At 70.2% G+C, this 25,148-nt stretch carries 23 protein-coding genes and 1 tRNA gene; 16 read left to right on the top strand and 8 right to left on the bottom strand.

Translation table 11 applies throughout. The features are described from left to right. Positions 1 to 293 precede the first annotated feature (293 nt). Together ACWIFB_RS09310 and mfd are read right to left on the bottom strand one after the other, a co-directional pair. The gene (locus ACWIFB_RS09310; protein WP_454058080.1) at positions 294 to 1,121 is read right to left on the bottom strand and encodes a MazG family protein; all 828 of its coding nucleotides are present in this window, start codon (positions 1,119 to 1,121) and stop codon (positions 294 to 296) included. Continuing rightward, entirely contained in the window at positions 1,118 to 4,867 is a 3,750-nt protein-coding gene (mfd, locus tag ACWIFB_RS09305) for a transcription-repair coupling factor (RefSeq protein ID WP_454058079.1), read from the bottom strand. The genes ACWIFB_RS09310 and mfd overlap by 4 nt, the downstream gene beginning before the upstream one ends. Before the next feature lie 186 nt (positions 4,868 to 5,053). Here mfd and ACWIFB_RS09300 point away from each other — a divergent pair, with 186 nt between their 5' ends. The 3 genes from ACWIFB_RS09300 (at position 5,054) to ACWIFB_RS09290 (ending at position 7,088) form a co-directional block, all read left to right on the top strand. Next, positions 5,054 to 5,755, top strand: a complete 702-nt coding sequence (locus ACWIFB_RS09300; RefSeq protein ID WP_344994256.1) for a vitamin K epoxide reductase family protein — start codon at positions 5,054 to 5,056, stop codon at positions 5,753 to 5,755. A 195-nt stretch (positions 5,756 to 5,950) separates the two neighbouring features. Next, the gene (locus ACWIFB_RS09295; protein ID WP_454058078.1) at positions 5,951 to 6,520 is read left to right on the top strand and encodes an HdeD family acid-resistance protein; all 570 of its coding nucleotides are present in this window, start codon (positions 5,951 to 5,953) and stop codon (positions 6,518 to 6,520) included. A gap of 397 nt (positions 6,521 to 6,917) precedes the next feature. Continuing rightward, a complete protein-coding gene (locus tag ACWIFB_RS09290) occupies positions 6,918 to 7,088 on the top strand; it encodes a DUF4287 domain-containing protein (protein WP_454058077.1) in 171 nt (56 codons plus the stop codon). Between the two features lie 132 nt (positions 7,089 to 7,220). Here ACWIFB_RS09290 and ACWIFB_RS09285 read toward each other — a convergent pair whose 3' ends face one another. Next, positions 7,221 to 7,895 (bottom strand): hypothetical protein, encoded by a 675-nt coding sequence (locus tag ACWIFB_RS09285; protein WP_454058076.1) that lies wholly within the window; start codon positions 7,893 to 7,895, stop codon positions 7,221 to 7,223. A gap of 24 nt (positions 7,896 to 7,919) precedes the next feature. Then, complete coding sequence (locus ACWIFB_RS09280) at positions 7,920 to 8,591, bottom strand: TetR/AcrR family transcriptional regulator (protein ID WP_452100639.1); 672 nt, start codon at positions 8,589 to 8,591, stop codon at positions 7,920 to 7,922. Positions 8,592 to 8,800: 209 nt separating this feature from the next. Between ACWIFB_RS09280 and ACWIFB_RS09275 the strand changes: the two genes are divergently transcribed. Further along, a tRNA-Gln gene (locus ACWIFB_RS09275) sits at positions 8,801 to 8,872 on the top strand. A 49-nt stretch (positions 8,873 to 8,921) separates the two neighbouring features. Here ACWIFB_RS09275 and ACWIFB_RS09270 read toward each other — a convergent pair. After that, positions 8,922 to 9,143 carry a hypothetical protein gene (locus ACWIFB_RS09270; RefSeq protein ID WP_230930010.1) on the bottom strand — a complete coding sequence of 74 codons (222 nt, stop codon included), beginning with the start codon at positions 9,141 to 9,143 and terminating at the stop codon, positions 8,922 to 8,924. Continuing rightward, on the bottom strand, positions 9,140 to 10,963 hold the full coding sequence (locus tag ACWIFB_RS09265) for a thiamine pyrophosphate-requiring protein (protein ID WP_454058075.1): 1,824 nt from the start codon (positions 10,961 to 10,963) through the stop codon (positions 9,140 to 9,142). Before ACWIFB_RS09265 ends, ACWIFB_RS09270 begins: the two co-directional genes overlap by 4 nt. A 148-nt stretch (positions 10,964 to 11,111) precedes the next feature. Here ACWIFB_RS09265 and ACWIFB_RS09260 point away from each other — a divergent pair, with 148 nt between their 5' ends. Together ACWIFB_RS09260 and ACWIFB_RS09255 are read left to right on the top strand one after the other, a co-directional pair. Beyond that, positions 11,112 to 12,710, top strand: a complete 1,599-nt coding sequence (locus ACWIFB_RS09260; RefSeq protein WP_454058074.1) for an acetyl-CoA acetyltransferase — start codon at positions 11,112 to 11,114, stop codon at positions 12,708 to 12,710. A gap of 28 nt (positions 12,711 to 12,738) precedes the next feature. Further along, complete coding sequence (locus ACWIFB_RS09255) at positions 12,739 to 13,350, top strand: flavodoxin family protein (RefSeq protein ID WP_454058073.1); 612 nt, start codon at positions 12,739 to 12,741, stop codon at positions 13,348 to 13,350. 12 nt (positions 13,351 to 13,362) lie between these two features. Here ACWIFB_RS09255 and ACWIFB_RS09250 read toward each other — a convergent pair whose 3' ends face one another. Then, a complete protein-coding gene (locus ACWIFB_RS09250; protein ID WP_454058072.1) occupies positions 13,363 to 14,655 on the bottom strand; it encodes an MFS transporter in 1,293 nt (430 codons plus the stop codon). Positions 14,656 to 14,781: 126 nt separating this feature from the next. On the opposite strand from ACWIFB_RS09250, the gene glmU reads away from it, so the two are divergent. The 5 genes from glmU (at position 14,782) to ACWIFB_RS09225 (ending at position 19,043) form a co-directional block, all read left to right on the top strand. After that, positions 14,782 to 16,263: a bifunctional UDP-N-acetylglucosamine diphosphorylase/glucosamine-1-phosphate N-acetyltransferase GlmU gene (gene glmU / locus ACWIFB_RS09245; protein WP_454058071.1), complete on the top strand. Its 1,482-nt coding sequence runs from the start codon at positions 14,782 to 14,784 to the stop codon at positions 16,261 to 16,263. After that, positions 16,260 to 17,237 (top strand): ribose-phosphate diphosphokinase, encoded by a 978-nt coding sequence (locus ACWIFB_RS09240; RefSeq protein ID WP_295649082.1) that lies wholly within the window; start codon positions 16,260 to 16,262, stop codon positions 17,235 to 17,237. Before glmU ends, ACWIFB_RS09240 begins: the two co-directional genes overlap by 4 nt. An 11-nt stretch (positions 17,238 to 17,248) precedes the next feature. Continuing rightward, positions 17,249 to 17,590 carry an arsenate reductase (glutaredoxin) gene (gene arsC, locus ACWIFB_RS09235; protein ID WP_230930016.1) on the top strand — a complete coding sequence of 114 codons (342 nt, stop codon included), beginning with the start codon at positions 17,249 to 17,251 and terminating at the stop codon, positions 17,588 to 17,590. Positions 17,591 to 17,594: 4 nt separating this feature from the next. Then, complete coding sequence (locus ACWIFB_RS09230; protein WP_454058070.1) at positions 17,595 to 18,251, top strand: phosphoribosylanthranilate isomerase; 657 nt, start codon at positions 17,595 to 17,597, stop codon at positions 18,249 to 18,251. 162 nt (positions 18,252 to 18,413) lie between these two features. Next, on the top strand, positions 18,414 to 19,043 hold the full coding sequence (locus ACWIFB_RS09225; protein ID WP_454058069.1) for a 50S ribosomal protein L25/general stress protein Ctc: 630 nt from the start codon (positions 18,414 to 18,416) through the stop codon (positions 19,041 to 19,043). A 153-nt stretch (positions 19,044 to 19,196) separates the two neighbouring features. Here the strand turns inward: ACWIFB_RS09225 and ACWIFB_RS09220 are convergent, their stop codons facing one another. Further along, the gene (locus ACWIFB_RS09220; RefSeq protein ID WP_454058068.1) at positions 19,197 to 19,814 is read right to left on the bottom strand and encodes a LysE/ArgO family amino acid transporter; all 618 of its coding nucleotides are present in this window, start codon (positions 19,812 to 19,814) and stop codon (positions 19,197 to 19,199) included. 68 nt (positions 19,815 to 19,882) lie between these two features. Between ACWIFB_RS09220 and ACWIFB_RS09215 the strand changes: the two genes are divergently transcribed. From ACWIFB_RS09215 to ACWIFB_RS09195, 5 genes are all read left to right on the top strand, one after another. Beyond that, positions 19,883 to 20,779, top strand: a complete 897-nt coding sequence (locus ACWIFB_RS09215; protein WP_454058067.1) for a LysR family transcriptional regulator ArgP — start codon at positions 19,883 to 19,885, stop codon at positions 20,777 to 20,779. A gap of 33 nt (positions 20,780 to 20,812) precedes the next feature. Next, the gene (pth, locus tag ACWIFB_RS09210) at positions 20,813 to 21,421 is read left to right on the top strand and encodes an aminoacyl-tRNA hydrolase (RefSeq protein WP_452100649.1); all 609 of its coding nucleotides are present in this window, start codon (positions 20,813 to 20,815) and stop codon (positions 21,419 to 21,421) included. A gap of 40 nt (positions 21,422 to 21,461) precedes the next feature. Beyond that, positions 21,462 to 21,920 carry a DUF1990 family protein gene (locus tag ACWIFB_RS09205; protein ID WP_454058066.1) on the top strand — a complete coding sequence of 153 codons (459 nt, stop codon included), beginning with the start codon at positions 21,462 to 21,464 and terminating at the stop codon, positions 21,918 to 21,920. Positions 21,921 to 22,155: 235 nt separating this feature from the next. After that, positions 22,156 to 23,763 (top strand): peptide chain release factor 3, encoded by a 1,608-nt coding sequence (locus ACWIFB_RS09200; protein WP_230930091.1) that lies wholly within the window; start codon positions 22,156 to 22,158, stop codon positions 23,761 to 23,763. Between the two features lie 378 nt (positions 23,764 to 24,141). Then, positions 24,142 to 25,104 carry an LLM class F420-dependent oxidoreductase gene (locus ACWIFB_RS09195; protein WP_454058065.1) on the top strand — a complete coding sequence of 321 codons (963 nt, stop codon included), beginning with the start codon at positions 24,142 to 24,144 and terminating at the stop codon, positions 25,102 to 25,104. Positions 25,105 to 25,148: the final 44 nt, after the last annotated feature.

Below are 25,148 nucleotides of genomic sequence, written 5' to 3'. Positions count from 1 at the left end.
ATAGTGAAACCTGGGGAGAAACTGAGAACCGTACTGGTCAGACCGCTTTGTCGGAATCTACAAACGCGGCTTCCCGGCCCCGCGCCGCTCGCGACATCTGGACTGCAGCGCACAGACTTTTTTGACGAATTCGCTGGTGGGGCGACCTCGCCCGCGCCGAGGTCGTCTTGGCCGATTCCACAACGCGCCCCCCCGCAGGCAGGCATGCGTGCAATGGCAGGTCACGCGCGCGGCCGCGCTTCAAGCGAGCCCGTCAGGCGAGTGCTTCAGGCGAGTGCGTCAGGCAGGGCTTGTCAGGCGGGCCAGGCGGCGCGCCAGTCGGCCGGAGTGGCCTGGGCGGCAGGCACGCGGAGCGCGGATTCGGCGGCGCGAACCCGGTCGGCGAAGGCGCGGACGACCTGCCGGTAGGAGACCTCGGCTGAGCCCGATTCGTGGAAGACGCCCACCGGGTCCACGCGGACGATCCGCATGACCTCCGGTATCAGGTCGTCGGGGAGGCCGGCCGAGCGGGCGCGGCCCAGCACCTTCTGTCCCAGTGCGAGCGCGGGCTGGTCCCACGAGATGCCGTCCACCACCGACCGGGGCGGGCGGCCGGCGCGCTCGGCAGCGCGCTTCTCCGCCTGTTTGGCCTCCTGCCACAGCCGGTCCTGTTCGGCGGAGTCGAGGCTGTCCGACTGGTACGTACCGTCACCGTCCGCGTCGGTGAACCAGTAGGGCGCCCGACGACGAAGCTTGTCGAGCAGTGCTCCGGCCACGTCCTGAACGTCGAACGCACCCTCGGTCCGCTCCGCGCCGATCGCGGCGTGGAACAGCACCTGCAGCAGCAGGTCGCCGAGCTCGGAGATCAGCTCGTCGCGATCGCCGTCGGCCACCGCGTCGACCAGCTCCCAGGACTCCTCGATGAGGTACGGCAGCAGCGAGGCATGCGTCTGGGACGACTCCCACTCCCCGTCGCGACGGATCCGGGTCATGAGGGCCACGGCCTCGGCCAGCCGGTCGTGACCCTCGTTGCGGTCCCCCGCCGTCGGCCCACCCCCCGTCGAGAAGAGGGTTTCGCCCACATCGCCCGAGTGATTCTGCGCGAAACCCTCTTCTCGATGGTCGGCGGGCTCGTGGCTCATCGCGCCGCGGGCCGCGACGCACCGGGCCCCGCCGCCGCAGTCCCCGACGCCCCGGCCGACGTCGCCATCGGCGCGGTCTCCGGCTGGACGACCGGGTTGGAGCCCTCCGGGTCGCCGGCCATGGCGGTCAGGAAGTCGGCGGCATACTGCAGCATCTCGTCGTCGCGCGCCTTCTCGCCCCCCGCACCAGCTCGCGCGCCCGCCGCCTTGGGCAGCGGCAGCAGCACGGTCTTCTGCGTGGCCCGGTACTGCGCGGCCGGGTACATGCGCTTGAGCCGCATCTGTTGGGAATCGAGCAGGTCGAGCGGGCCGACACGCAGCCGGGAACCGGCGATCACGATCTCGCGGACCCGGTACTTCTGCGCCACCAGCCGCAATCGCGCCACGGACACCACCCGACGTGCCTCGACGGGCAGCGGACCGTATCGGTCGACGAGCTCCTCGACCACCGCGTCGATGTCAGCCGGCTCGCGCGCCTGCGAGAGCTTGCGGTACGCCTCGAGCCGCAGCCGGTCGCCGTCCACATACTCGGGCGGGATGAACGCGTCGACGGGCAGCTCGATGCGGATCTCGCCGAGCTCCTCCTCCACCTCGACCTTCTCGCCGTCCGCGATCGCGCGGTACGCCTCCACCGCCTCGCCGACCAGACGGATGTAGAGGTCAAAGCCGACGCCCGCGATGTGCCCGGACTGCTCGGCGCCCAGCACGTTGCCGGCCCCGCGCAGTTCGAGGTCCTTCATGGCCACGGCCATGCCGGCGCCGAGATCGTTGTTCTGGGCGATCGTGGCCAGCCGGTCGTAGGCGGTCTCGGTGAGCGTCTTCTCCGGGTCGTAGAGGAAGTAGGCGTAGCCGCGCTCGCGCGACCGGCCCACGCGCCCGCGCAGCTGGTGCATCTGCGACAACCCCAACTGGTCCGAGCGGTCCACGATCAGGGTGTTGGCGTTGGAGATGTCCAGGCCGGTCTCGACGATGGTCGTACACACCAGCACGTCGTACTCGCGGTTCCAGAAGCCGCCGACTGTCTGCTCGAGCTGCTCCTCCCCCATCTGCCCGTGCGCCACCACCACGCGCGCCTCGGGCACGAGGTCCCGGATCCGGGCGGCCGTGGAGTCGATGGTCCGCACGCGGTTGTGCACGTAGAACACCTGCCCCTCGCGCAGGAGCTCACGGCGGATCGCGGCCGCGACGTGCTTGTCCGAGTACGCGCCCACGTACGTCAGCACGGGCAGGCGTTCCTCGGGCGGGGTGAGGATCTGGCTCATCTCGCGGATCCCCGCGAGCGACATCTCCAGCGTTCGCGGGATCGGCGTGGCGGACATGGTCAGCACGTCCACGTGGGTTCGCAGGGAGGTGATGTGCTCCTTGTGCTCCACGCCGAAGCGCTGCTCCTCGTCGACGATCACCAGGCCCAGGTTCTTCCACCGCACACCCGTCGCGAGCAAGCGGTGCGTTCCGATCACCACGTCGACCGTCCCGTCGGCCAACCCGGCGAGGACTTCCTTGGCCTCGGCATCGGAGGTGAACCGGCTCAGTCCGCGGATGGTCACGGGGAAGCCGGTCATGCGCTCGGTGAACGTGGCCAGGTGCTGCTGCGCGAGCAGCGTGGTGGGCACCAACACGGCAACCTGGGTGCCGTCCTGCACGGCCTTGAACGCCGCCCGCACCGCGACCTCGGTCTTGCCGTAGCCCACATCGCCCACCACCACGCGATCCATCGGCGCGGGCTTCTGCATGTCCCCCTTGACCTCCTCGATCGCACTGAGCTGATCGATGGTCTCGGTGAACGGGAACGCGTCCTCCATCTCCCGCTGCCACGGGGTGTCCGGCCCGAACGCGCGCCCGGGCGCGGACTGCCGCTTGGCGTAGAGCTGGACGAGCTCGGTGGCGATCTCGCGGACGGCCTTGCGGGCCTTGCGCTTGGTGTTCTGCCAGTCCGCGCCACCCATCTTGGACAGCGTCGGAGCCTCACCGCCGACGTAGCGGCTGAGCTGGCCGAGGGACTCCATGGGCACGTACAAACGGTCCCCGGCGGCGCCTCGTTTGCCGGGCGCGTACTCGATCACCAGGTACTCGCGCCGCGACGAGCCGTCACCGCCGCGCACCTGCCGCTCGACCATCTCCACGAACCGGCCGATGCCGTGCTGGTCGTGGACCACCAGGTCCCCGGCCTTGAGCGCGAGAGGGTCGACCTGGTTGCGGCGCTTGGAGTGTCGCGCCTTGGGGCGTGTGGTGGCGCCGAGCCGGTTGCCGGTGAGGTCCGTTTCGGAGACGACGACGAGACCGTCACCACCCGCAGCACCCTCACCTCCGGTGAGCGCGAAGCCGGCGTGCAGGACCGCCTCGTAGATCGTCACCAATCCGGCGGCGGGCTCGGCGCCGACCTCGGCCGCGGTGGCCGGGACCTCCGCCTCGGCCAGGCGCTCCTTGACGCGGGCGACGGTGCCGTGGCCCGGGACCACGACCGCCGCCCGGCCCCCGCTGCCGACGAGCGCGCGCAGCCGGGTGAACATGGCCTCCATCTCGGAGTCCTTGCCACGCGGTGAGGGCGGGTCGCCGGCCTCGACGGTGATGGTCAGACCGTCCTCGGCCTCGGTGAGGAAGCCGCTCGGCACGAGCTGCCACCACGGCACGCCGGCCTCCTGCGCCTCTTCGCGGATCGACGAGAACGTGCGGTACCCGGAGCCGGACAGGTCCAGAGTCTCGCTGTCCACTGGGGCGTCGCCGCCCATGGTGGCCGCGGTCCACGAGGCCTCGAGGAACTCCCGGCCGGCGGCCGCCAGGTCACCGGCGCGACGGCGGACCTTGTCCGGGTCGCACACCACGACCCGGGTGCCCTCGGCCATGAGCATCGGCAGCGTGGCCATCTCGCCCGGCACCAACACCGAGGTCAGCGCCTCCATACCGTCGCGCGGGATGCCCTCGGCCAGCGAATCGAGCAGCTCGACCAGCGTCGGATTGGCGTCGTGCTCGGTGGCCAGCTCGCGGGCCCGGGCGCGCACGTCCTCGTCCAGCAGCAGCTCGCGGCACGGGTAGAGCGTGGCAGAGTCCTTCTCGCCCTCCGGCAGCGAGCGTTGGTCGGCCACCGAGAACTCCCGGATCTCGGCGATCGTGTCGCCCTCGAACTCGATGCGCAGCGGGTGGTCCGCCGTCGTGGGGAACACGTCCACGATGCCGCCGCGCACCGCCACATCCCCGCGACGGGCCACCATGTCCTCGCGCACGTACGCGAACTCCGTCAGCTCCGCCAGCAGGTCCGCCGGGTCGAGCTCCGCCCCCGTGACCAAGCGGACCGGCTTCCGACGGGCCGCCCCCGGAGAGATGGGCTGCACCACCGATCGCGCCGCCGCCACCACGACCCGCGGCGCGTGACCGGACATCACGGCACTGAGCACCCTCAGGCGGCGACCGATCGTGTCAGCCGCAGGCGAGAGACGTTCATGGGGCAGGGTTTCCCAGCTCGGGAACTGGGCCACCTCGTCGTCGTCATAAATCCCCGCCAGCTCGTCGGCCAGCTCCTCACACTCGCGCTCGGTGGCGGTGACCACCAGCAGCGGCGCCTGCTGCGCCAACGCCGTCACCAGGAACGGCCGCAGCGACTCCGGCGAGCGCACCACCGCAGCGTCCCGGCCCAGCCCCTCACGCAGGTCGGCCAGCGCCGGGTTCGCGAGAACAGCACCCGCCAGACCGGCGAGGGCTGCGGGAGCGCCCGCGGCGGGGATGTTCGTGGCGGTGGCGGTGGTGGTCACGCGTGTTCTGCCTCCGGGTGAGAAACGGTGCGAGGTGTTGTTCGGACGGGATGTCGGCCGGCGGTCGATCGTCGAGGGACAGTCAACCAGCGACCTACGACAGCCCGCGCCCGACGGGGGGTGCGCCACGACCGACGCACCAGATCTCTCAGTCTAGAGGCGGCGGCGCGCCGGTACCCTGTGCCTATGCGCGAGACCACAGACGCCGAGCAGGTCGACCCCGCCGACGAGCCGGCCGGCCCGGTGACCATCGCCCCCACCGCCACCGACCGGGCGCCGGCCGACCGGGGCGACGTGGGTTCGCGGCTGTTCACCGACCGCTGGATCGGCGTCCTGCTGACCATCGGCTCCGCCCTCGCGCTGCTCGCGTCGTTCCAGCTGAGCCTGGACAAGATCCGGCTGCTGGAGAACCCGGACTACACGCCGGCCTGTAACTTCTCCATCCTGATGAGCTGCAAGAGCGTCATCAACTCCGAGCAGGGTGCGGCGTTCGGGTTCCCCAACCCGTTCATCGGGCTGATCGGCTACGGCATCGTGATCGCGATCGGTGTGGCCGCCGCGTCCGGCGTGCGGTTCCCGCGCTGGTACTGGGTGGGCGCGCTGCTCGGCCTGACATTCGCCGCGGGGTTCGTGCACTGGCTGGCGTTCCAGTCGATCTTCGAGATCCAGGTGCTGTGCCCGTGGTGCATGGTCGTGTGGGCCACCACCATCCCCATGTTCTGGTACACGCTGCTGCACGTGCTGGGCAAACTCACCCGCGCCGGCTGGGTCCGGGCACTGCAGAGCTGGCACCTCGTGCCCGTCGTGATCTGGTACCTCGCCGTTGCCGGGATCATCCTGTGGGCGTTCTGGGACTTCTACTGGGCGGACTTCTTCGCCAACCTCTGATCTGGCGGCCTCGCCCCACGCCCCCGCCGGCGTCGGCGGTCACCCGTAGACACCGGCGCGCGCTGCCGGCACCCGCGGACACCGGCGGATACCTACTAGAGTCCAATGCCTCACAGTGGACTGCCGTAGATCCGAATTACGGGCATGATCACTAGGCGTACGGGCTGAGAGCCCGCTGACAGAGAGGTGGAAGCAATGATCACGTCCCTCACCCGCAACTGGTGGGTCCAGCTGATCCGCGGTGTCCTGGCGCTCGTCCTCGGCCTCACCGCGCTGGTCGCGCCCGGCTCTAGCCTCACGCTCGCCGTGTTCCTCGTGGCCGCGTTCGCGATCGCCGACGGCGCCATGACCATCACCACGGGCCTCGGGCTGCGCGGGCACAGTGGCTCCTCGAGCCTGTTCATCGGGGGCGGCGCGCTCTTCATCGTGCTCGGCCTGGTCGTGCTGTTCTGGCCGTCCATCACCGTGACCGCGCTGGTGCTGCTCTTCGCGATCTGGCTGATCGCCTCCGGTGCGCTGCTGGCCTACGGCGCCTCCACCCTCCGGACGGTCGTCGCCAACGCGTGGATCATGGGTGCGGTCGGCGTTGTGATCGCCGTGGTGGGACTCGGCCTGGCGCTGTTCGGGCCGTCGACCATCGAGAATTTCCTGCCGTTCGCCGGCTGGTTCGGCGTGATCGTCGGGCTGATCATGATCGCGGTCTCGCTCCGCCTGCGCAGCGACGCCGCCAAGCTCCCGAGCGCCCCGGTGGCCGACGAGGTCTGATTGTCGGACCGACCGTTCAGGCAGGGCGTGATTGCCGTCCCTGCTGACACGGATGCCCCCGCTGCCCGCTATTCGAGGGCTGCGGGGGCATCGTTCTTTTCGGCGGGCCCTGTTCTTCTCGGCGGGCCCTGTTCTTTCGGCGGGCCCTGTTCTTCTCGGTGGCCACGCCCTCGGCGCCTGCTCCGTCTGCTGCGGGCGTCCTCTCAGCGCCCGCGATACTGAGTGCCCGTGATTCACTGCCGACTTTGTCGTCACCATTGCGATGATCCCGCGTGTCCGCCGCAGTGGTGACGACCAAGATCGCAGCAGTTACGACCAACCGCGGTCGGTCGGCCCGGGGTCTGCGCGATAATCGACGGCACACCGCCGGTCCAGCCACCACTCACGGGAGAATCGCATGTCCTTCCAGGCGTACCTCGACACCATCGAGAAGAGGACCGGGCTCACGCCGCGCGAGCTCGTGGCCAAGGCGTCGGAGAATGGCTTCGGTCCGGGGACGAAGGCCGGCCCGATTCTGGCCTGGCTCAAAACCTCGGGCGCGGCCACGGCATGGCCTTGGTCCACGTGATCACCAAGGGACCCGAGATCAGCGAGAAACACGTCGGTACCGGTGGCTCGCACGCGGACGCCTCCGCCACGCTCTGGCTCGACGGCGCGGCCACCAACCCGGATCGGTGACTGCGTGCCCCCTGCGTGCCCCTCACACGATCCGCGTCCGGGTGTGGGATCGGGACAGCTCGTAGGTCTTGACCAGCCAGAAGGTGGCGAATGCGAAGAGCGTCGCCGATTCGACGACGAACAGCGCGGCGGTGGACTCCCACAACCACGCCATGAGCAGGGCGGCGGCCGGGAGAAGGAGAAGCAGGACCACCAACGTCCGGTAGGTCACGCGGTACCTCTGCTGCACACCGGGATCGGGAAGAGAGCTGATGGTCTCGGACCCGTAGAAGACGATCGACAGTGCGGCCAGGACGAAAAACGCCACCGCGGCCACCGCGTGGATGACGCTCACCGGACTCAGCCCTGGTAGCGCCGGATCCACGGTCGGAAACAGGGCCACGACAATAGCGAGAGTTCCTGCGGCGTTGAGCAGCCGGTTCTCACCGCGCGTATACCCGCGGTACGCCACCAGCGCCACGCCGATCGCCACCAGCGTTCCCACGACAAGGCCGCGCGCCGGCGTGTAATAGAAGGCGCTGATCGAATCCCTCATCGCCAGGTCGGGGTCGACAGCCACCCAGACGAGAAGTGCGACCGGGAGGGCGATCGCGCCGCCGGCGATGACCATCCGGAGGACGAAGTACGTCTCGACGACGTAGTCCGCCGGTGCCTCGCAGAAGGTGGCGGACTCGCCGTGGACCTCGCGTGCGCTCATGGGCCCGCATCACTTCCGGTGCGCTCAGGGCCGGGCCGGCCCCGGGCGCAGATCGCGCCCGGCCGAGTCGCCGGCCGGATGACTGTGGCCGGAGTACTTCGCCATGACGTCGGACTCGAGCGACGGCGCGGGATCGAGGTGCGACAGGCCGTTGAAGCAGAGATTGACGATATGCGCAGCCACGTTCTCCTTGGGCGGAGTGCGCTCGTCAAGCCACCACTGTGCGGTACCGGAGACCATGCCGACCAGGGCCTGGGCATAGACGTTCGTCGTGACCGGGTCGAACCCGCGGGCCACGAACTCCTCCTCGAGGATGTACGTGACACTGGCCGTGGCGTCGTTGAGCAGCGTCGAGTACGAGCCGCCATTGCTCAGCGATGAGTCACGCACGAGGATCCGGAACCCGTCGGTGCGCTCCTCCACGTAGCGAAGCAACGCCATCGCGGCGCGCTCGATGCGGCGGCGCGACCCCTCGCCCTCCAACGCCTCGGTGATCTCGGCACCCAAATAGGCCAACTCGCGGTCGCACACCACCGCGTACAGGCCCTCCTTGCCGCCGAAGTGCTCGTAGACGACGGGCTTGGACACGCCTGCGACCGACGCGATCTCCTCCACAGTGGCCGCGTCGTAGCCGTACTCGGCGAAGATCCGGCGGCCCACCTCGACCAACTGCTGGCGGCGCTTGGCCGCTGACATCCTGGTACGCGGCGCCGGCGTCATTTCCGACTGACCTGTCATGTGGTGTGGCCTCCCTCGACGGAAAAGCCTAGTCGGAGCATTGGGCGCGGCCGACCGATCGGGGGGCGGACTCCCCCGTGTGAGCCTGGCCACCCATCCGCGAACGGGTACGCGGCGGTGGGGCCGTGCTCGTATGCCAGACTGGTGCTGGCCCGCTCGCGGACCGTTCCCCCGTGGTGTAATCGGCAACACTCCTGATTTTGGTTCAGGCATTTCAGGTTCGAGTCCTGGCGGGGGAGCACAAGCTCAGTGGCCGCGCCCTTCCCGACTGCCGGCGCCGCCGAGCCGTCAGAAGATCCCGCCGAAGATCCCCACGGCCAGCACCAGCAGCACGATGCCGATGATCGCCAGGACCGCCAGCACCGGCTGCCGGCCGCGGCGCGGGGTGCGTTCGACCTCCGCGTCGGGCCCGAAGCCGGCGTGCTCGTCCTGACGGAAGTTCGGATCCGGCCCGGGGCGGAAGTCCGGTTCGCGGCCGCCATTTCCGCCGGGTGTGTTCGGTGCGCTCATGTGAACCGCTCCTCTTCCATCCGTGCGTAGGTCTCCAACAGTTCCAGCGCGTGGGACCCCGCCTCGCCCTCGGCCCGCAGGCCCGCCCGCATGCTCTCCAGCATCTCGCGTCCGTGCGGGAACGGCGGCAGAAGCGGGATATCCGGATCGGTGACGGCATCGATCACAGTGGGCCGGTCCGCCGAGAACGCCGCCTCCAGCGCCGGCGCCACCTCCTCGGCCGTCTCCACCCGTACCCCGCGCAGTCCGAGCAGTTCGGCATAACCGGCCATGTCGAAGCCGGGCACCTCCTGGGACCGCGCGAACCGGGGCTGGGCCTCGGACTCGCGCTGCTCCCAGCTCACCTCCGCCAGATCGCGGTTACTCAGCACCACCACGACCATCACCGGGTCCTCCCACCCGGGCCAGGACTCGGCCACCGTGATGAGCTCGTTGATTCCCAGCATCTGCATGGCGCCATCGCCGGCCAGCAGCGCCACGGGCCGGCCGGGGGCCCCGGCCTTGGCGGCCAGCGCGTAAGGCACCCCGCACCCCATCGACGCCAGCGTGCTGGACAGGTGCGCGGGCACCGAGGTGGGCAGGTCCATCTGCCGCACGTAGTGGTAGACGGAGCTGCCCACGTCCACCGACAGGCGGGCATCGTGCGGCAGACACTCGGCCAGCCGCCGCGCCACCAGCTCGGGGTTCAGCCCCCGCGCGGTCACCTCGGCCCGCTCGCGGGAGATCTCCCGCCACTGCCCCACCCACGTCTCGACATCCGAACGCCAGGTGGAGCGATCCCGGCTGGCGACCCGTTCGGTCAGCGCCCTCAGCGCATACGCCGCCTCACCGACCATCCCCACCTCGACCGGATAGCGGTTGGCCAGATTCGCCGGATCCAGATCGATCTGCACCGCCCGCGCCTGCCCCGGGCGCGGATAGAACTCCGTCCACGGATCGTTCGAACCGACGATCAGCAGGGTGTCGCAGTTCTGGAGGATCCGCGCACTCGCCGTCGTCCCCAGATGCCCCATGGTGCCGCCCACCAGCGGCGACGATTCGTCGACGTAGGGTTTGCCGAGCAAGCTCATCGTGACGCCCGCGTCCAGGCGCTCGGCCAGCTCCATGAGTTCGTCGCGCGCCCCGGCCACCCCACGCCCGGCCAGGATCGCGATCCGCTCCCCCGCGTCCAGGACTTCTACGGCGCGGGCCACGTCGTCGTCGCGCGGGGTCACCACGCCGTGCGTCCACTCGGGCGCGGTCACCACCACGCCGTGCTCCTGGTCGAGCTCGTCACCGAGCTCCGGCGCCGGCAGGTTCTGCACGTCGTGGGGCAGGACCACCACCACGGGCGTGCGATAGGTCAGCGCGGCGCGGAACGCACGGTCGAGGACCATCGGCACCTGCTCGGCCGACGCCACGGTCTGCATGTACGGCCCGGCCACGTCCGCGAACACGGCGGCCAGGTCGATCTCCTGCTGGTAGCCGGAGCCGAGCACACTCGTGTGCTGCTGCGCGACCAGCGCCACCACGGGGACGCTGTCGAGCTTGGCGTCGTAGAGACCGTTGAGCAGGTGGGCGGCGCCCGGTCCCTGGGTGGAGCAGACCACGCCCGCCTGGCCGGAGTATTTGGCGTCGCCCACCGCCATGAACGCGGCCGCCTCCTCGTGGCGGGCGCGCATGAAGCGCGGGCCGACACCGGATCGGCGCAGCGCGCCGAGCAGGGGGTTGTTGCCGTCCCCCGCGTAGCCGTAGATCCTCTCGACGTCCCAGGCCGTCAGTCGTTCGACGACGACGTCGGCCACCGACTCCTTCTCTGCGGACCGAGTGTCCTCGGACATGGTGATCCCCTTTCCACCGGCGCACCTGAGGACGCCGCTGCCGGTTCAGGTCGGGCGTGGCCCGAGGTTAGGGAACCTTCAATGATGTCTCCACCGCTCCGGGCGCGCTCGCGGGATGATCGGGTGGACATGCGATGAGGAGTGGCCCATGAATCCAGCCCCTGGAACCACGCCGGTGATCGTCGGGGTCGGGCAGGCGTCGGACCCGCTCGACTCCGCCGATTATCGGTTTTGGTCGTCCGCTGACCTGGCGGCCGCGGCCGGGCGGGCGGCGATCGAGGATGCGGCGGGGTCGCCGGGCAGGGTCTCGACCGCAATCGATGTGCTCGCGGGTATCCGACCGTTCGAGCTGTCCGGGCCGGTCGAGCCACCTCTCGGCGGGGCGTCGAACTACCCGCGCGCCGTCTGTGGACGCATCGGGATCGACCCGCCCCGCGCCGTGCTGGAGATGGTGGGTGGGCAGAGCCCGCAGCACCTGGTCACCGAGTTCAGCGGCCGGATCGCCCGCGGCGACTGCGACGCGGTACTGATCACAGGCGGCGAGGCCCTGTCGACGGAGGCTCACTTCGCCGACAGGAACGACCGGCCGGATTTCGCCGATCACACCGACGGCCCTCTCGAGGACCGCGGCGCCGGGTGGGACTACTACCTCGACGACAACCTGCTCACCCACGAACTGTTCAGCGCCCCGGCCGCCTATGCGCTGGTCGATACCGCCCGTCGGGCCGCGCTCGGCATGGATCCGGCGGCCTATCGCCGCGCGATCGGTGAGCTGTTCGCGCCGTTCACCGAGGTCGCCGCCGGGAATCCGCTCGCGGCCGTGCGGCGGGCGTTCACCGCCGAGAAACTCGCCACCGTCACCCCGGACAACCGCATGGTGTGGTCTCCCTATCCACGTCGGACGATCGCGCGGGAGAAGGTAAACCTCGGAGCGGCGGTCCTGCTCATGTCCCAGGACGCGGCGCAGGCGGCGGGTGTGCCACGGGAGCGGTGGGTGTACCTGCACGGACACGCCGACGTCACGGACCTCCCGCTGCTCGAGCGGCCGAGGTTGGACCGCGGGACCTCGGCGGTGGACGCCGTGTCGACGGCGCTCGACATGGCGGGGATCGGCGTCGACGACGTGACGACCTTCGACCTCTACAGCTGCTTTGCCGCGCCGGTGTTCGCGGTTCTCGACGGGCTCGGGCTCCGGGTCGACGATCCACGCCGCTTCACCGTGACCGGCGGTCTGCCGTTCTTCGGCGGGCCCGGCAACGGCTACAGCACGCACGCGATCGCCGAGACCGTCTCCGCACTGCGTGCGGCAGGTGGCGGATACGGTCTGGTCGGCGCCAACGGCGGGATCCTCGACAAGTACTCGGTCGGGATCTACTCCCCCGACCCGCGCCCGTGGTGCGGCGGCGATCCCGCGCGCGCCCGGGCCCTGACCGGCCCTGCCGCCCGGGTATCGAGTCCCACCGCCCAGGTATCCGGTCCCGCCGCCCGGGTGCCGGACCCTGCGTCCCGGCGGCCGGTCGCCCGGCACGCCGAGGGATCCGCGCGTATCGAGTCGTACACCGTGCACCACGGATCAGGCGGGCCGGATCGCGGGATCATGATCGGCTCCCTGCACGCGGACGGGTCGCGTTTCCTGGCGTTCCTGTCCGAGGAACTGACCGAACTCTCCGTTCGCGAAGAGCTGGTCGGCAGGGACGTCGTGGTGCGGGCCAACGGCCCGCGGAACGTGGCGCGACCGGTTGTGTGAGGAGGGCCACGGTCCTAGCGTGCGGCACATGGATACGGATCTGAAGGCATTGGCGCTCGTCTGCTCGCTCAAGGCCTCGCCCGCGGAGTCCAGTAGCGAACTCATCGCACGACAGGTGCTCGACGAGCTCGCCGGCCACGGGGTCGCCGGGGAGACCGTGCGGGTCGTCGACCACGACGTGCGGCCGGGCGTCGAGGACGACATGGGCGGCGGCGACGAGTGGCCCGCCCTCCTCGAGAAGGTCAGGGCCGCCGACGTACTGGTGCTGGCCACGCCGACCTGGCTGGGTAACCCGTCCAGCATCGCGCAGCGCGTTCTCGAACGGCTGGATGCGCAGCTGTCCGCGACCGACGACGAGGGTCGCCCGGCCATGTTCGGCAAGGTGGCCGTGGTGGCGGTGGTCGGGAACGAGGACGGCGCGCACAAGATCGTCGCCGACCTGTTCCAGGGCCTGAGCGACATCGGGTTCACCATCCCGGCGCAGGGCTGCACCTACTGGAACGGCGAGGCCATGAACCCGGTGGACTACCTGGATCTCGACGAGACGCCGTCGGCAGTGGCCTCGACCAACTCGACGGCGGCGGCAAACGCGGCGCACCTGGCGCGGCTGCTGCGGGGCGCGCAGTACCCGGCGGGCTGAGGCCGGGGCCGCTCAGCCCTTGCTTCCCCGCTCCACCGCACTGCGGACGGTGTAGCGCAGGAACGCCGGGAACGCGACAGCACAGATCACCACACCGATCACCACCAGCACGCCACCTCCCGAGGCGGCGACCGCGGTACCCACCGACGCGGCGGCCACGCCGTGGGCAACGTCGCCGATGCGGGGCCCGCCGGCCACCACCACGATGAACACGCCCTGCAGGCGGCCGCGCATCTCGTCGGTGGCCGAGTCCAGCAGGATCGCCTGGCGGAACGCGGCCGAGATCATGTCGACGGCGCCGCCGAACGCCAGCGCGATGAGCGCCAGCCACAGCCACCACGCCGACCCGCCCGGCGAGGCCGCCGCCACGACGAGGCCGAACGCGACCATCGCCAACCCCCACAGCGCCACGCACACCAGGACCGCCAGGCCCTGGCGTCGCACACGCGGGATCCAGCCGGAGAACACGCCACCCAGCACGGCGCCCACACTCATCGCCGCGAAGAGCATGCCCAGTGCGGTGCCGCCGCTGACCGGGTCGCCGAACGACTCGGTGGCGATCTGCGGGAACAGCGCACGCGGCATGCCGAAGACCATCGCGATGATGTCGACCAGGAACGAGGCGAGCAGGATGCGGCGGGTGGCCAGGTAGACGAACCCGTCGAACACCGACCGCAACCCGACCGACCGGCGCTCGCCCTCGACGGGCTGGGGCGGCAACCGGAACACCGCCCACAGCGTGGCCAGCAGGGCGATCGAGTCGAGCAGGTACAGGGTGTCCAGTCCCACCACAGGGATGAGGATGCCTGCCGAGACGGGGCCGACGATCGCCCCGAACTGCATGACCGTCATGTTGAGCGCGGAGGCGGACGCGAGCTGGTCCGACGGGATCAGCCGCGGGATGATCGCCGCGCGGGTGGGCTGGTTGACGGCGAAGAACGCCTGCTGGACCGCCAGCAGCACCATGACCAGCCACACGTTCTGGTTGCCCGCCGCGGCCTGGAGCCAGAACAGCACCGCGGTCGCGATGAGCCCGAGCGTGGTGATCAAGAGCAGCCTGCGCCGGTCGAGCGCGTCGGCCAGGGCGCCACCCCACAGTCCGAACACGATGAGCGGCACCAACGCGAACACGCCCGTCAATCCGACGTAGGCGGAGCTGCCGGTGATCTGGAAGACCTGTTGCGGCACCGCGACGATCGACAGCTGCGCGCCGATCACCGTCACGATGTTGGCGAGCCACAACCTACGGAAGGCCGGTTCGCTCAGCGGCCGGGTGTCCGCGAGCTGCCGTCTGAACACTGACACTCCGGGCACGCTACCCCGCGGGATCAGCCGGAGTACCGCGACCACCCTCTATCCTTGACCGCGGTCCGTACCCTGGGCCGAACCGTCGACCCCACCACTGGGCACCGCCATGCCCGAGGAGACTTGATGACGACACCCCAGACCGACCGCGGGAAGACCGCGGTCATCATCCTGGCCGCAGGGTCGGGCACCCGGATGAAGAGCGACACGCCCAAGATGCTGCACCGCGTGTGTGGTCGGACGATGCTCGGCCACGCCATGCACGCGGCGGCCGGGATCTCCCCGGACGCGATCGTCGTGGTGGTGGGCCACCAGCGCGAGACGGTGTCCGCCGCGGTGCACGAGATCGCCGCCGACCTGGGGGTCCCGGTGTCGACGGCGGTGCAGGTGGAGCAGAACGGCACGGGTGACGCGGTGGCCGCGGGCATGTCGGGCCTGCCGGAGGGGTTCGAGGGAACGGTGCTGGTCACCACGTCCGACATCCCGCTCCTGGACGCGGACACGCTGCGCGAGGTGGTGACGCGCCACGATATGCGGCCGCGGGCGGCGGTCACCGTTCTCACGTCGACGGCGCCCGACCCCACGGGTTACGGCCGGATCGTGAGGAACGACGACGGCGAGGTGCTGCGGATCGTCGAGCACAAGGACGCCACGGAGGACGAGAAGGCGATCACCGAGGTCAACTCGGGCATCTATGCGTTCGACGGGCAGGTCCTGCGGGACAAGCTCGGACAGTTGAGTACCGACAACTCGCAGGGCGAGCTGTATCTCACGGATGTCATCCAGCTGGCCCGGCGCGCCAACGGCCTCATCCGCGGCCACCGCCTCGAGGACGCCGACCAGGTGGCCGGCGTCAACGACCGGGTGCAGTTGGCAGCGCTGTCGGCGGAGATGAACCGTCGGCTGTGCGAGAACGCGATGCGGTCCGGTGCGACGATCGTGGATCCGGCGAGCACGTGGGTCGATGTGGACGTCACGATCGGTCGGGACGTGACGATCCTGCCGGGCACCCATCTGACGGGGGTGACCGAGATCGGCGACGGCGCGACCGTCGGCCCCGACACCACGCTGCAGGACACCACGGTCGGAGCGGGCGCGACCGTCATCCGCACCCATGCGATCGGCGCCACGATCGGGGCTGACGCCGAGGTCGGCCCGTTCGCCTATCTACGCCCCGAGGCCGACCTCGGCGAGTCCAGCAAGATCGGCACTTTCGTCGAGGTCAAGAAGTCGCGGGTCGGCGCCCACACCAAGGTGCCGCACCTGACGTACGTCGGGGACGCCACGATCGGGGAGCACACCAACATCGGGGCCTCGAGCGTCTTCGTCAATTACGACGGAGTGAACAAGAGCCGTACAGTGATCGGCGATCATTGCCGCACAGGATCGGACACCATGTTCGTGGCACCGGTTACCGTCGGCGACGGCGCCTACTCGGGCGCCGGTACCGTGATCAAGGACGACGTCCCGCCGGGAGCTCTCGCGGTGTCCGGTGGACGACAGAGGAACATCGACGACTGGGTGATCGAGAACCGGCCGGACTCCGGCTCGGCGGCGGCCGCCCTTCGAACCCGGAACGACTCTCATAAGGACGGGCGCACGCAGTGAGCGAGTGGATCGACAACCAGAAGAACCTGATGTTTTTCGCGGGGCGCGCACACCCCGAACTCTCCGATCAGGTGGCCGCGGAACTGGGTGTCGAGGTCACCCCCCAGACCGCCCGTGACTTCGCGAACGGCGAGATCTTCGTCCGTTTCGAGGAGTCCGTCCGAGGCTGCGACGCCTTCGTGATGCAGAGCGCCCCGGCTCCGCTGAACAAGTGGATCATGGAGCAGCTCATCATGATCGACGCGCTCAAGCGCGGCAGCGCCAAGCGCATCACGGCGGTTCTGCCGTTCTACCCGTACGCCCGCCAGGACAAGAAGCACCGCGGCCGCGAGCCCATCTCGGCCCGGCTCATCGCCGACCTGCTCAAGACCGCGGGTGCCGACCGGATCATCACGGTCGACCTGCACACCGACCAGATCCAGGGCTTCTTCGACGGCCCGGTCGACCACATGCACGCCCAGGGGCAGCTGTCGGACTATGTCCGCCAGCACTACGGCACGGACAACATCGTGGTGGTCTCCCCCGACGCCGGTCGCGTCAAGGTGGGCGAGAAGTGGGCCGACGCCCTCGACGGCGCCCCGCTGGCCTTCGTCCACAAGACCCGCGATCCCAATGTGCCCAACCAGGTCAAGTCCAACCGAGTCGTCGGTGACGTCGAGGGCCGCACCTGCGTCCTCATGGACGACATGATCGATACCGGTGGCACCATCGCCGGCGCCGTCAAGGTGCTCAAGGACGCCGGCGCGGGGGACGTCATCATCGCCACCACCCACGGCATCTTCTCCGATCCGGCCGCCGAGCGACTCGCGTCGTGCGGCGCCAAGGAGGTCATCACCACGGACACGCTGCCGATCCCGCCGGAGAAGCGCTTCGAGAACCTCACCGTGCTGTCCATCGCGCCGCTGCTGGCCCGGACCATCCACGAGGTCTTCGAGAACGGCTCCGTGACCAGCCTGTTCAACGGTTCCGCGTAGGCAGGCCCGCGATGGACGCCACGATCTACCACAACCCCCGCTGCTCGAAGTCCCGGCAGGCGCTGGAGCTGCTCCGGGAGCGGGGCGTGGAGCCGACGATCATCAAGTACCTCGACACCCCGCCCACCGTCGAGGAACTGCGCACCCTCATCGCCGATGCCGGGCTGACGGTCCGGCAGGCGGTGCGCGTCAAGGAGGCCGAGTTCACCGAGCTCGGCCTCCTCGAGGCGTCCGACGACGAGCTGCTCGCCGCGATGGTCGCCCACCCGCGACTGATCGAGCGGCCGTTCGTGGTGACGCCCAAGGGCACCCGCATGGCTCGTCCCACCGCTGCAGTGGAAGAGATCCTCTGACCCCATGAGAGCCAAGATCTGCGGCATCCGGAACGAGAGCGACCTGCGCATCGCACTCGAGGGCGGAGCCGACGCCATCGGACTGATCTGCGGGATCAACCACCGCAGCGAGGACGAGGTGACCCCGGAGGTCGCCCGCCGCATCACCGCGGCCACTCCCCCGTTCGTCTCCACCGTGCTGGTGACCCACCGGGACACCCCGGAGAGCATTCTCGAGCTGGCAGACCAGACCGGGGTCAACACGATCCAGGTCCACGGCATCGTCACCCTCGAGACCCTCAAGGCCGTTCGCGCCGGCGCCGGCAGCAGGAAGGTCCTCAAGGCCATCCACGTCTCCGGCGAGGAGGCCGTCGACGACGCCGTCGAGGCCGCACCCCACTGCGATGCGCTGCTTCTCGATTCGCGCTCGAAGGACCGGCTCGGCGGAACCGGCAAAACGCACGACTGGTCGATCAGCCGTCGCATCGTCGAGGCCGTCGCCCCGATCGGGACGCCGGTGATCCTGGCCGGCGGCCTGAACCCGGGCAACGTGGGTGCCGCCGCCGAGCAGGTCGGCCCCTACGGCGTGGACGTCAACAGCGGCGTCGACGACCCGAACGGCGACAAGTCGCCCGAACTCTGCCGCGACTTCGTCCGCGGCGCCGCCCGGGCCCTGGCCTGACCGGATTTGGGCAGCCGAACCGGGCGACGGTAGGCTTATCGGGTCATCTCGGCGAGGGAGGGCCGCCCGGCCACTCCGTTATCGACGCGATCACCTCCAGTGCGGTTTTCCGTGAGGTCTCGCTTCGCGCCGGGCCGGAAATACTCACCTAGGGGTCATCGCATGTCCGACAAGAACGCGCTCACTGCCGCCGTCCGTACCGAGTTCGGCAAGGGCTCCGCCCGCCGCGCCCGCCGCGAGGGCCAGGTGCCCGCCGTGCTGTACGGCCACAAGACCGAGCCCCGCCACCTGCTTCTCGGCGCGCTCGAGTTCGCCGCGATCCTGCGCTACGCGGGCACCAACGCCCTGCTGACCCTCGACATCGAGGGCGAGGAGCAGCTCGCTCTTCCCAAGCAGATCGACGTGCACCCGCTGACCCGCATCATCGAGCACACCGACCTCCTCGTCGTGAGGAAGGGCGAGAAGGTCGTCGTCGAGATCGCCGTCCTCGTCACGGGCGAGGCCGCCCCGGGCACCCTGGTCACCACCGACGCCGACGTCATCGAGGTCGAGGTCGAGGCCACCAACATCCCCGAGGAGTTCGAGATCTCGATCGCCGGCGTCGAGGCGGGCACCCAGTTCACCGCCGCCGACGTCACGCTGCCCACCGGCGCCACCCTGATCTCCGACCCGGAGACCCTGCTCGTCAACGTCATCGAGGCGCCGACCGAGGCCGACCTCGAGTCGGACGAGGAAGAGGCCCCCGAGGGCGAGGCCGCCGAGGACGCCGCGAAGGCTGCCGAGGAGGAGTGAGCCTCCCGCGTGTGATGCACGCGGACGCGGCCTGACGGCTGCCTCACCGGACCGGGCCCGGCACGACGATCACGTCGTGCCGGGCCCGTCTGCATCTCCCGACCCCCCGCGGCCCGTCCGCAGTCGCCGCTGGTCGGCCCGGCAGCGGCAAGGTCAGCCGCGGATGAGGCCGAACGCGAGCACGAACATCATCGCGGCGATGAGGGCGTCGAGAACGCGCCACGCACCCGGACGGGAGAACAGCCCACGCAGCGCCTTGCCGCCGAACCCGATGAGCGAGAACCACGCGATGCCGGCGAGGAACGCACCCGCGGCGAACACCCAGCGCAGATCGCCCGCCTGCTGATTGGCGAGCGTGCCGAGGAAGACCACCGAGTCGAGGTAGGCGTGCGGGTTGAGCCAGGTGAACGCCGCGCACGCCGCCACCGCACCGAGCGTCGACGGGATACGCGCGTCCCCGCCGGCCTGCAATCCCTGCCCCGGCCGGATCGCCCGGTAGGCCGCGAACCCGCCGTAGGCCACGAGGAACGCCACGCCGACCCACGTCATCACCGAGATCGCCCCGGGCGCGGCCTCGACGAGGGCGCCCACCCCGAGTACGCCGAGCATGATCAGCGCGGCCTCGGAGGCCACACAGAAACCGACGATCGGCGCCATCCGGACATCGCCTCGGATGGACCGCTGGAGGACGTAGGCGTTCTGTGCGCCGACGGCGACGATGAGCCCGAGACCCATGCCGGCGCCCATGAGAAGTGTGGAAGTGGTGGTCACGTACTCACGCTAGAGCGGTGTGCATCAGTAGTGCCACTACTGTTTATGACTTAGCATTAGCAGTACTTATGTCTACTCTTCAGCTCGATCAGCTCCGCACCCTCACCGCCGTCGTGGATCTCGGCTCGTTCGAGGCCGCCGCCGCTCACCTGCACATCACCCAGTCCGCGGTGTCCCAGCGGATCCGCGCGATGGAGGAGTCGGCGGGCCGGATCCTGGTGCGCCGCGAACGCCCGATCACCGCCACCGAGTCGGGCGAGGTGGTGCTCCGGACCGCCCGTCAGATGCTGCACCTCGAGGAGTCCCTGGCCGGGGAGCTCGGCGACTCGGTGACGAGCCAGGAGCATGTGGCGCTGGCGGTGGCGTGTAACTCCGATTCGCTGGCCACCTGGTTCCTCGACGCCATGACGGAGGTCCACTCGGCGGGCCGCGTGGTGTTCGACATCCGGCGCGAGGATGAATCACTCTCGTCCGAGCTGCTGCGCCGCGGCGAGGTGATGGCAGCGGTCACCAGCGAGTCCCGTCCAGTGCAGGGCTGCCGCTCGCTCCCGCTGGGTTCGATGCGCTACCTGGCCTGCGCCAGCCCCGGATTCGTGGCACGACACCTGCGCGACGGCTCGCCCACCGCTGCGCTCGGTCGCGCGCCGATCGTCGACTTCGACCGCAGCGACGCCCACCAGAACCACTACTACCGCCGGCTGACCCGCCGCCAGCCCACCGGGCCACGGCACTACATCCCGAGTTCCCACGACCACGTCCGGGCGATCGTGGCGGGCCTGGGCTGGGGTCTGATCCCCGAGCAGCTGGCCACACCGTGGCTGGTGTCCGGGGAGATCGAGAACGTCTCCCCCGACCGGCCGCTGGACGTGCCGCTGTTCTGGCAACACTGGAAACTACAGTCGCCGGACCTCGACGCCCTGACCGACGCGGTCCTCGACATCGCCCGGGCCGAACTGCGCACCTGACGGACCGGCACCCCCACGACGGCATCTGGGATCATGAGTGGCGTGACTACCGCTGAACCGACCGGCCCCGCGCTCGTGGTGGGCCTGGCCAACCCCGGACCCGACTACGAGGGCACCCGCCACAACATCGGCTGGGAGGTCCTGCAGGAACTGGCCTCCCGCGCGCTGCCCATGCCGGCGAGCTTCAGCACCCACAAGAAGACCAACTGCGAGATCACCCAGACGCGCCTGGCCGGCCGGCAGGTCGTCCTGGCCCGCCCCCGCAGCTACATGAACCTCTCCGGCGGCCCCACCGCGGCGGTGGCGAAGTACTTCTCCGTCAAGCCGACCGACGTGATCGTGATCCACGACGAGATCGACATCGACTTCGGCCAGGTCCGCCTCAAGCGCGGCGGCGGCGAGGGCGGCCACAACGGCCTCCGCTCGCTGACTCAGTCGCTGGGCACCCGCGACTACCTGCGGGTCCGTGCCGGGGTCGGCCGCCCGCCCGGCCGCATGGCGGTGGCCGACTTCGTCCTCAAGCGCTTCTCCAAGCTCGAGCAGCCCGACGTCCCGTTCCTCGTCCAGGACGCCGCCGACGCCGTGGAGCTGCTCCTCCAGCACGGCCTGGAGACGGCCCAGAACCAGGTCCACTCCGCGTGACCGGCCGGAAATCGGAGCGCGCCGCCGGCGCGATACGGACATGAGTCGGCCCCGGCGCTTCACGCGAACCGCCCACCTGGGCGTCGGGGCGGAACTGTTCGAGCGCGCGAGCCGGTCCCTCCTCAACTGGGGCATGCACCGAGGGGCGGGCCTCGTCGTCGTCGTCGACGGACCCGCCACCCCCGGCCGGACCGTGACGCTCCGCCCCCGCTCGGGCCCCGCGGCGTGGCTGAGAGTGTCGGCGCCGTGCGAGGTCACCGAGGTTGTCGACGACGACGACGCCCGCGGGTTCACCTACCGGTCGCTGCCCGGCCACCCCGAGCGCGGCCGGGAGTCGTTCGTCGTGACGCATGACGCGGCCACGGGCCACGTGCGCCTGACCATCACCGCCGAATCCGAGCACGCCACGTGGTTGGCGCGACTCGGCGGCCCGATCGCACGCGCCGAACAGGACCGGATCACCCGCCGCTACCTCGACGCGCTCGCGGAAGGGCGCTGAACCGGCGGCCTGCTCCGCACACGCCCCGAGCACCGCGGCGGCTCCGCCACCTCGACTTTCCCTCGGTTACTCCCGCCCACGGGCCACCTGCCCGGATTGGGCGGCCCCGACCGCTCGGACGTAAACTGGACCGACTGCGGCGAGCGCCGCCCGAGTACGAGGAGGACGCGTGACGGACACCGCCGAGAACGCCGGCACGAACGGGCACCAGCCCGGTACCGACGGATCCGGCGATGTGACCACCGAGGTCGCCCGCCGACGCACGTTCGCCGTCATCGCACACCCGGACGCCGGTAAATCGACGCTGACCGAGGCGCTCGCGCTGCACGCCCGCGTGATCACCGAGGCCGGCGCCGTCCACGGCAAGTCGGGCCGCCGCTCGACCGTGTCGGACTGGATGGAGATGGAGAAGGCCCGCGGCATCTCCGTCAGCTCCACCGCCCTGCAGTTCAACTACGTCCCCGAGGGCGCCGACCCCTCGGACGAGCCGTACGTCATCAACCTCGTCGACACCCCCGGTCACGCCGACTTCTCCGAGGACACCTATCGTGTGCTCACCGCCGTGGACGCAGCCGTGATGCTCATCGACGCCGCCAAGGGCCTCGAGCCGCAGACCCTCAAGCTGTTCCAGGTGTGCAAGCACAACGGGCTGCCGATCATCACCGTGATCAACAAGTGGGACCGGCCCGGCCAGACGCCGCTGGAGCTGCTGGACGAGATCACCGAGCAGATCGGGCTCGTGCCGACACCGCTGTTCATGCCCGTGGGCATCGCCGGCGACTACCGCGGGCTGCTGCGCCGCGGTTCCGGCGGGGCGCCCGAGGAGTACGTGCACTTCACGCGCACCGCCGGTGGCTCGACCATCGCGCCCGAGGAGATCTACGGCCCGGCCGAAGCACTCGAGCGTGAGGGCGACGTGTGGGAGACCGCCGTCGAGGAGTCCGAGTTGCTGTCGGCGATGGGCCAGGACCACGACCAGGAGCTGTACCTCGCCGGCGAGACCAGCCCGGTGATCTTCGCCTCCGCGATGCTCAACTTCGGTGTGCACCAGATCCTCGACGCGCTGGTCGACCTGGCGCCGCCGCCACGCGAGTGGCCGACCGTCGGCGGGGAGCCCCGCGAGACCACCGACCCGTTCTCCGCCGTGGTGTTCAAGGTGCAGGCCGGCATGGACGCCGCGCACCGCGACCGGCTGGCGTTCATGCGGGTCGTCTCGGGCGAGTTCGAGCGCGGCATGGTGGTCCAGCACGCGCAGACGGCGAAGCCGTTCACCACCAAGTACGCGCTCACCGTGTTCGGTCGTGACCGCTCGACGGTCGAGACCGCCTACCCCGGAGACGTGGTGGGCCTGGTCAACGCCACCGGCCTCGCTCCCGGAGACACCCTCTACACCGGCAAGAAGGTGAAGTTCCCGCCGATCCCGCAGTTCGCTCCCGAGTTCTTCGCGGTAGTGCGAGCGCAGTCGCTGGGCAAGTACAAGCAGTTCCGCAAGGCGATCGACCAGCTGGCCGCCGAGGGCGTGGTGCAGATCCTGCGCAACGACACCCGCGGCGACGCGAACCCGGTCATGGCCGCGGTCGGACCCATGCAGTTCGAGGTGGTCACGGCCCGGATGAAGGCCGAGTTCAACGTCGAGGTGATCGTCGACAACCTTCCGTACTCCATCGCCCGCCGCACCGACGCCGAGTCCGCCGACGAGCTGAACCGTCAGCGCGGGGTCGAGGTGTTCCAGCGCACCGACGGCGAACTGCTGGCCCTCTTCGGCGACAAGTGGCGGCTGCAGTACATCAGCAAGGAGATGGACCACCTCACCATCGAGCCGCTGGTGGCCGACACGAACTAGCCCGGCACCCCGCCCGAGGCTGCAAGCACTTCACCAGGGCTGCACACCCCGCCCGGACTGCATACCCCACCGGGACTGCACACCCCGCCGGGGCTGCACACCTCACCCGGGCTGCACACCCCGCCGGGGTTGCACACCCCGCAGGGGTTGCACACCTCACCCGGGCTGCACACCCCGCCCGGGTTGCAAGACATGCCAACCCATTCGCAAGACCAGAGGTGCGAAAACCGGGGCATGAATCGCATCAGATGTCTTGCAACTCGGCTCGGGTGTCTTGCAACCGGCTCATGTGCGCTGAAGCGCGAGTCCGGCAACCGACTGCCCGGCCACCCCCGCACGGTTGGCGCCTTCGTGCGGACCGCGGGCATCCTGGATGCCATGCCAGCCGATAGCCCCGCCCCAGTCTCCCCGTCCGTCGGTCTCCGCGTCTTCGTCGAGCCGCAGCAGGGCGCGACCTACGACGATCAGCTCGCCGTGGCCCGCGCCGCCGAGGACCTCGGTTACGAGGCGTTCTTCCGCTCCGACCACTACCTGAAGATGGGCGGCGTCACCGGCATGCCCGGCCCCACCGACGCCTGGCTGACGCTGGCCGCCCTGGCCCGCGAGACGTCCACGATCCGCCTCGGCACGCTCCTGACCTCGGTGACCTTCCGGCACCTCGGCCCGCTGGCCATCTCCCTGGCGCAGGTCGACCAGATGTCGGGCGGCCGCCTCGACGTGGGCCTCGGCGCCGGCTGGTACGAGGACGAGCACACCGCATACGGCGTCCCCTTCCCGCCGCTCGGCGAGCGCTTTGACCTGCTCGAGGACACCCTCGGCGCGCTCGAACAGCTGTGGTCCGCCCCGGCCGGTGATACGCTCACCGTCCGCGGCAAGCGCGTGGACCTGGTGGACTCCCCCGGCCTCCCCAAGCCGCTGCAGGCGCGCCCGCCGGTGATCGTCGGCGGCCACGGCAAGCGGCGCACCCCGGCGTTGGCGGCCCGGTTCGCCGACGAGTTCAACGTGCCGTTCGCCGACCTCGACACCGTCGCCACGCAGTACCAGCGCGTCGACGCCGCGTGCGCCGAGCGCGGCCGCGCCCCCGAAGAGATCCTCCGGTCGGCGGCGCTCGTGCTGTGCTGCGGGCGCGACGAGGCGCAGCTCGCCCGCCGCGCCGACGCGATCGGCCGCGAGGTCGACGAGTTGCGCGCCAACGGCGCCGCGGGCTCGCCGGCCGAGGTCGTGGACACGATCGGCAGGTATGCGGAGGTCGGCGCGCGCCGCATCTATCTGCAGGTCCTGGACATGTCGGACCTGGATCACCTCGAGCTGGTCGCCTCCGAGGTCGCGTCTCAGCTCTGATCCCCGGCCCGACCGGAGCAACCACACACGAGCCCGGTGAGGAA

The organism is Dietzia sp. NPDC055340, assembly GCF_053645335.1.
The sequence above is the reverse complement of the archived record's forward strand: the minus strand, read 5'-3'. Positions and strand labels throughout refer to the sequence as shown.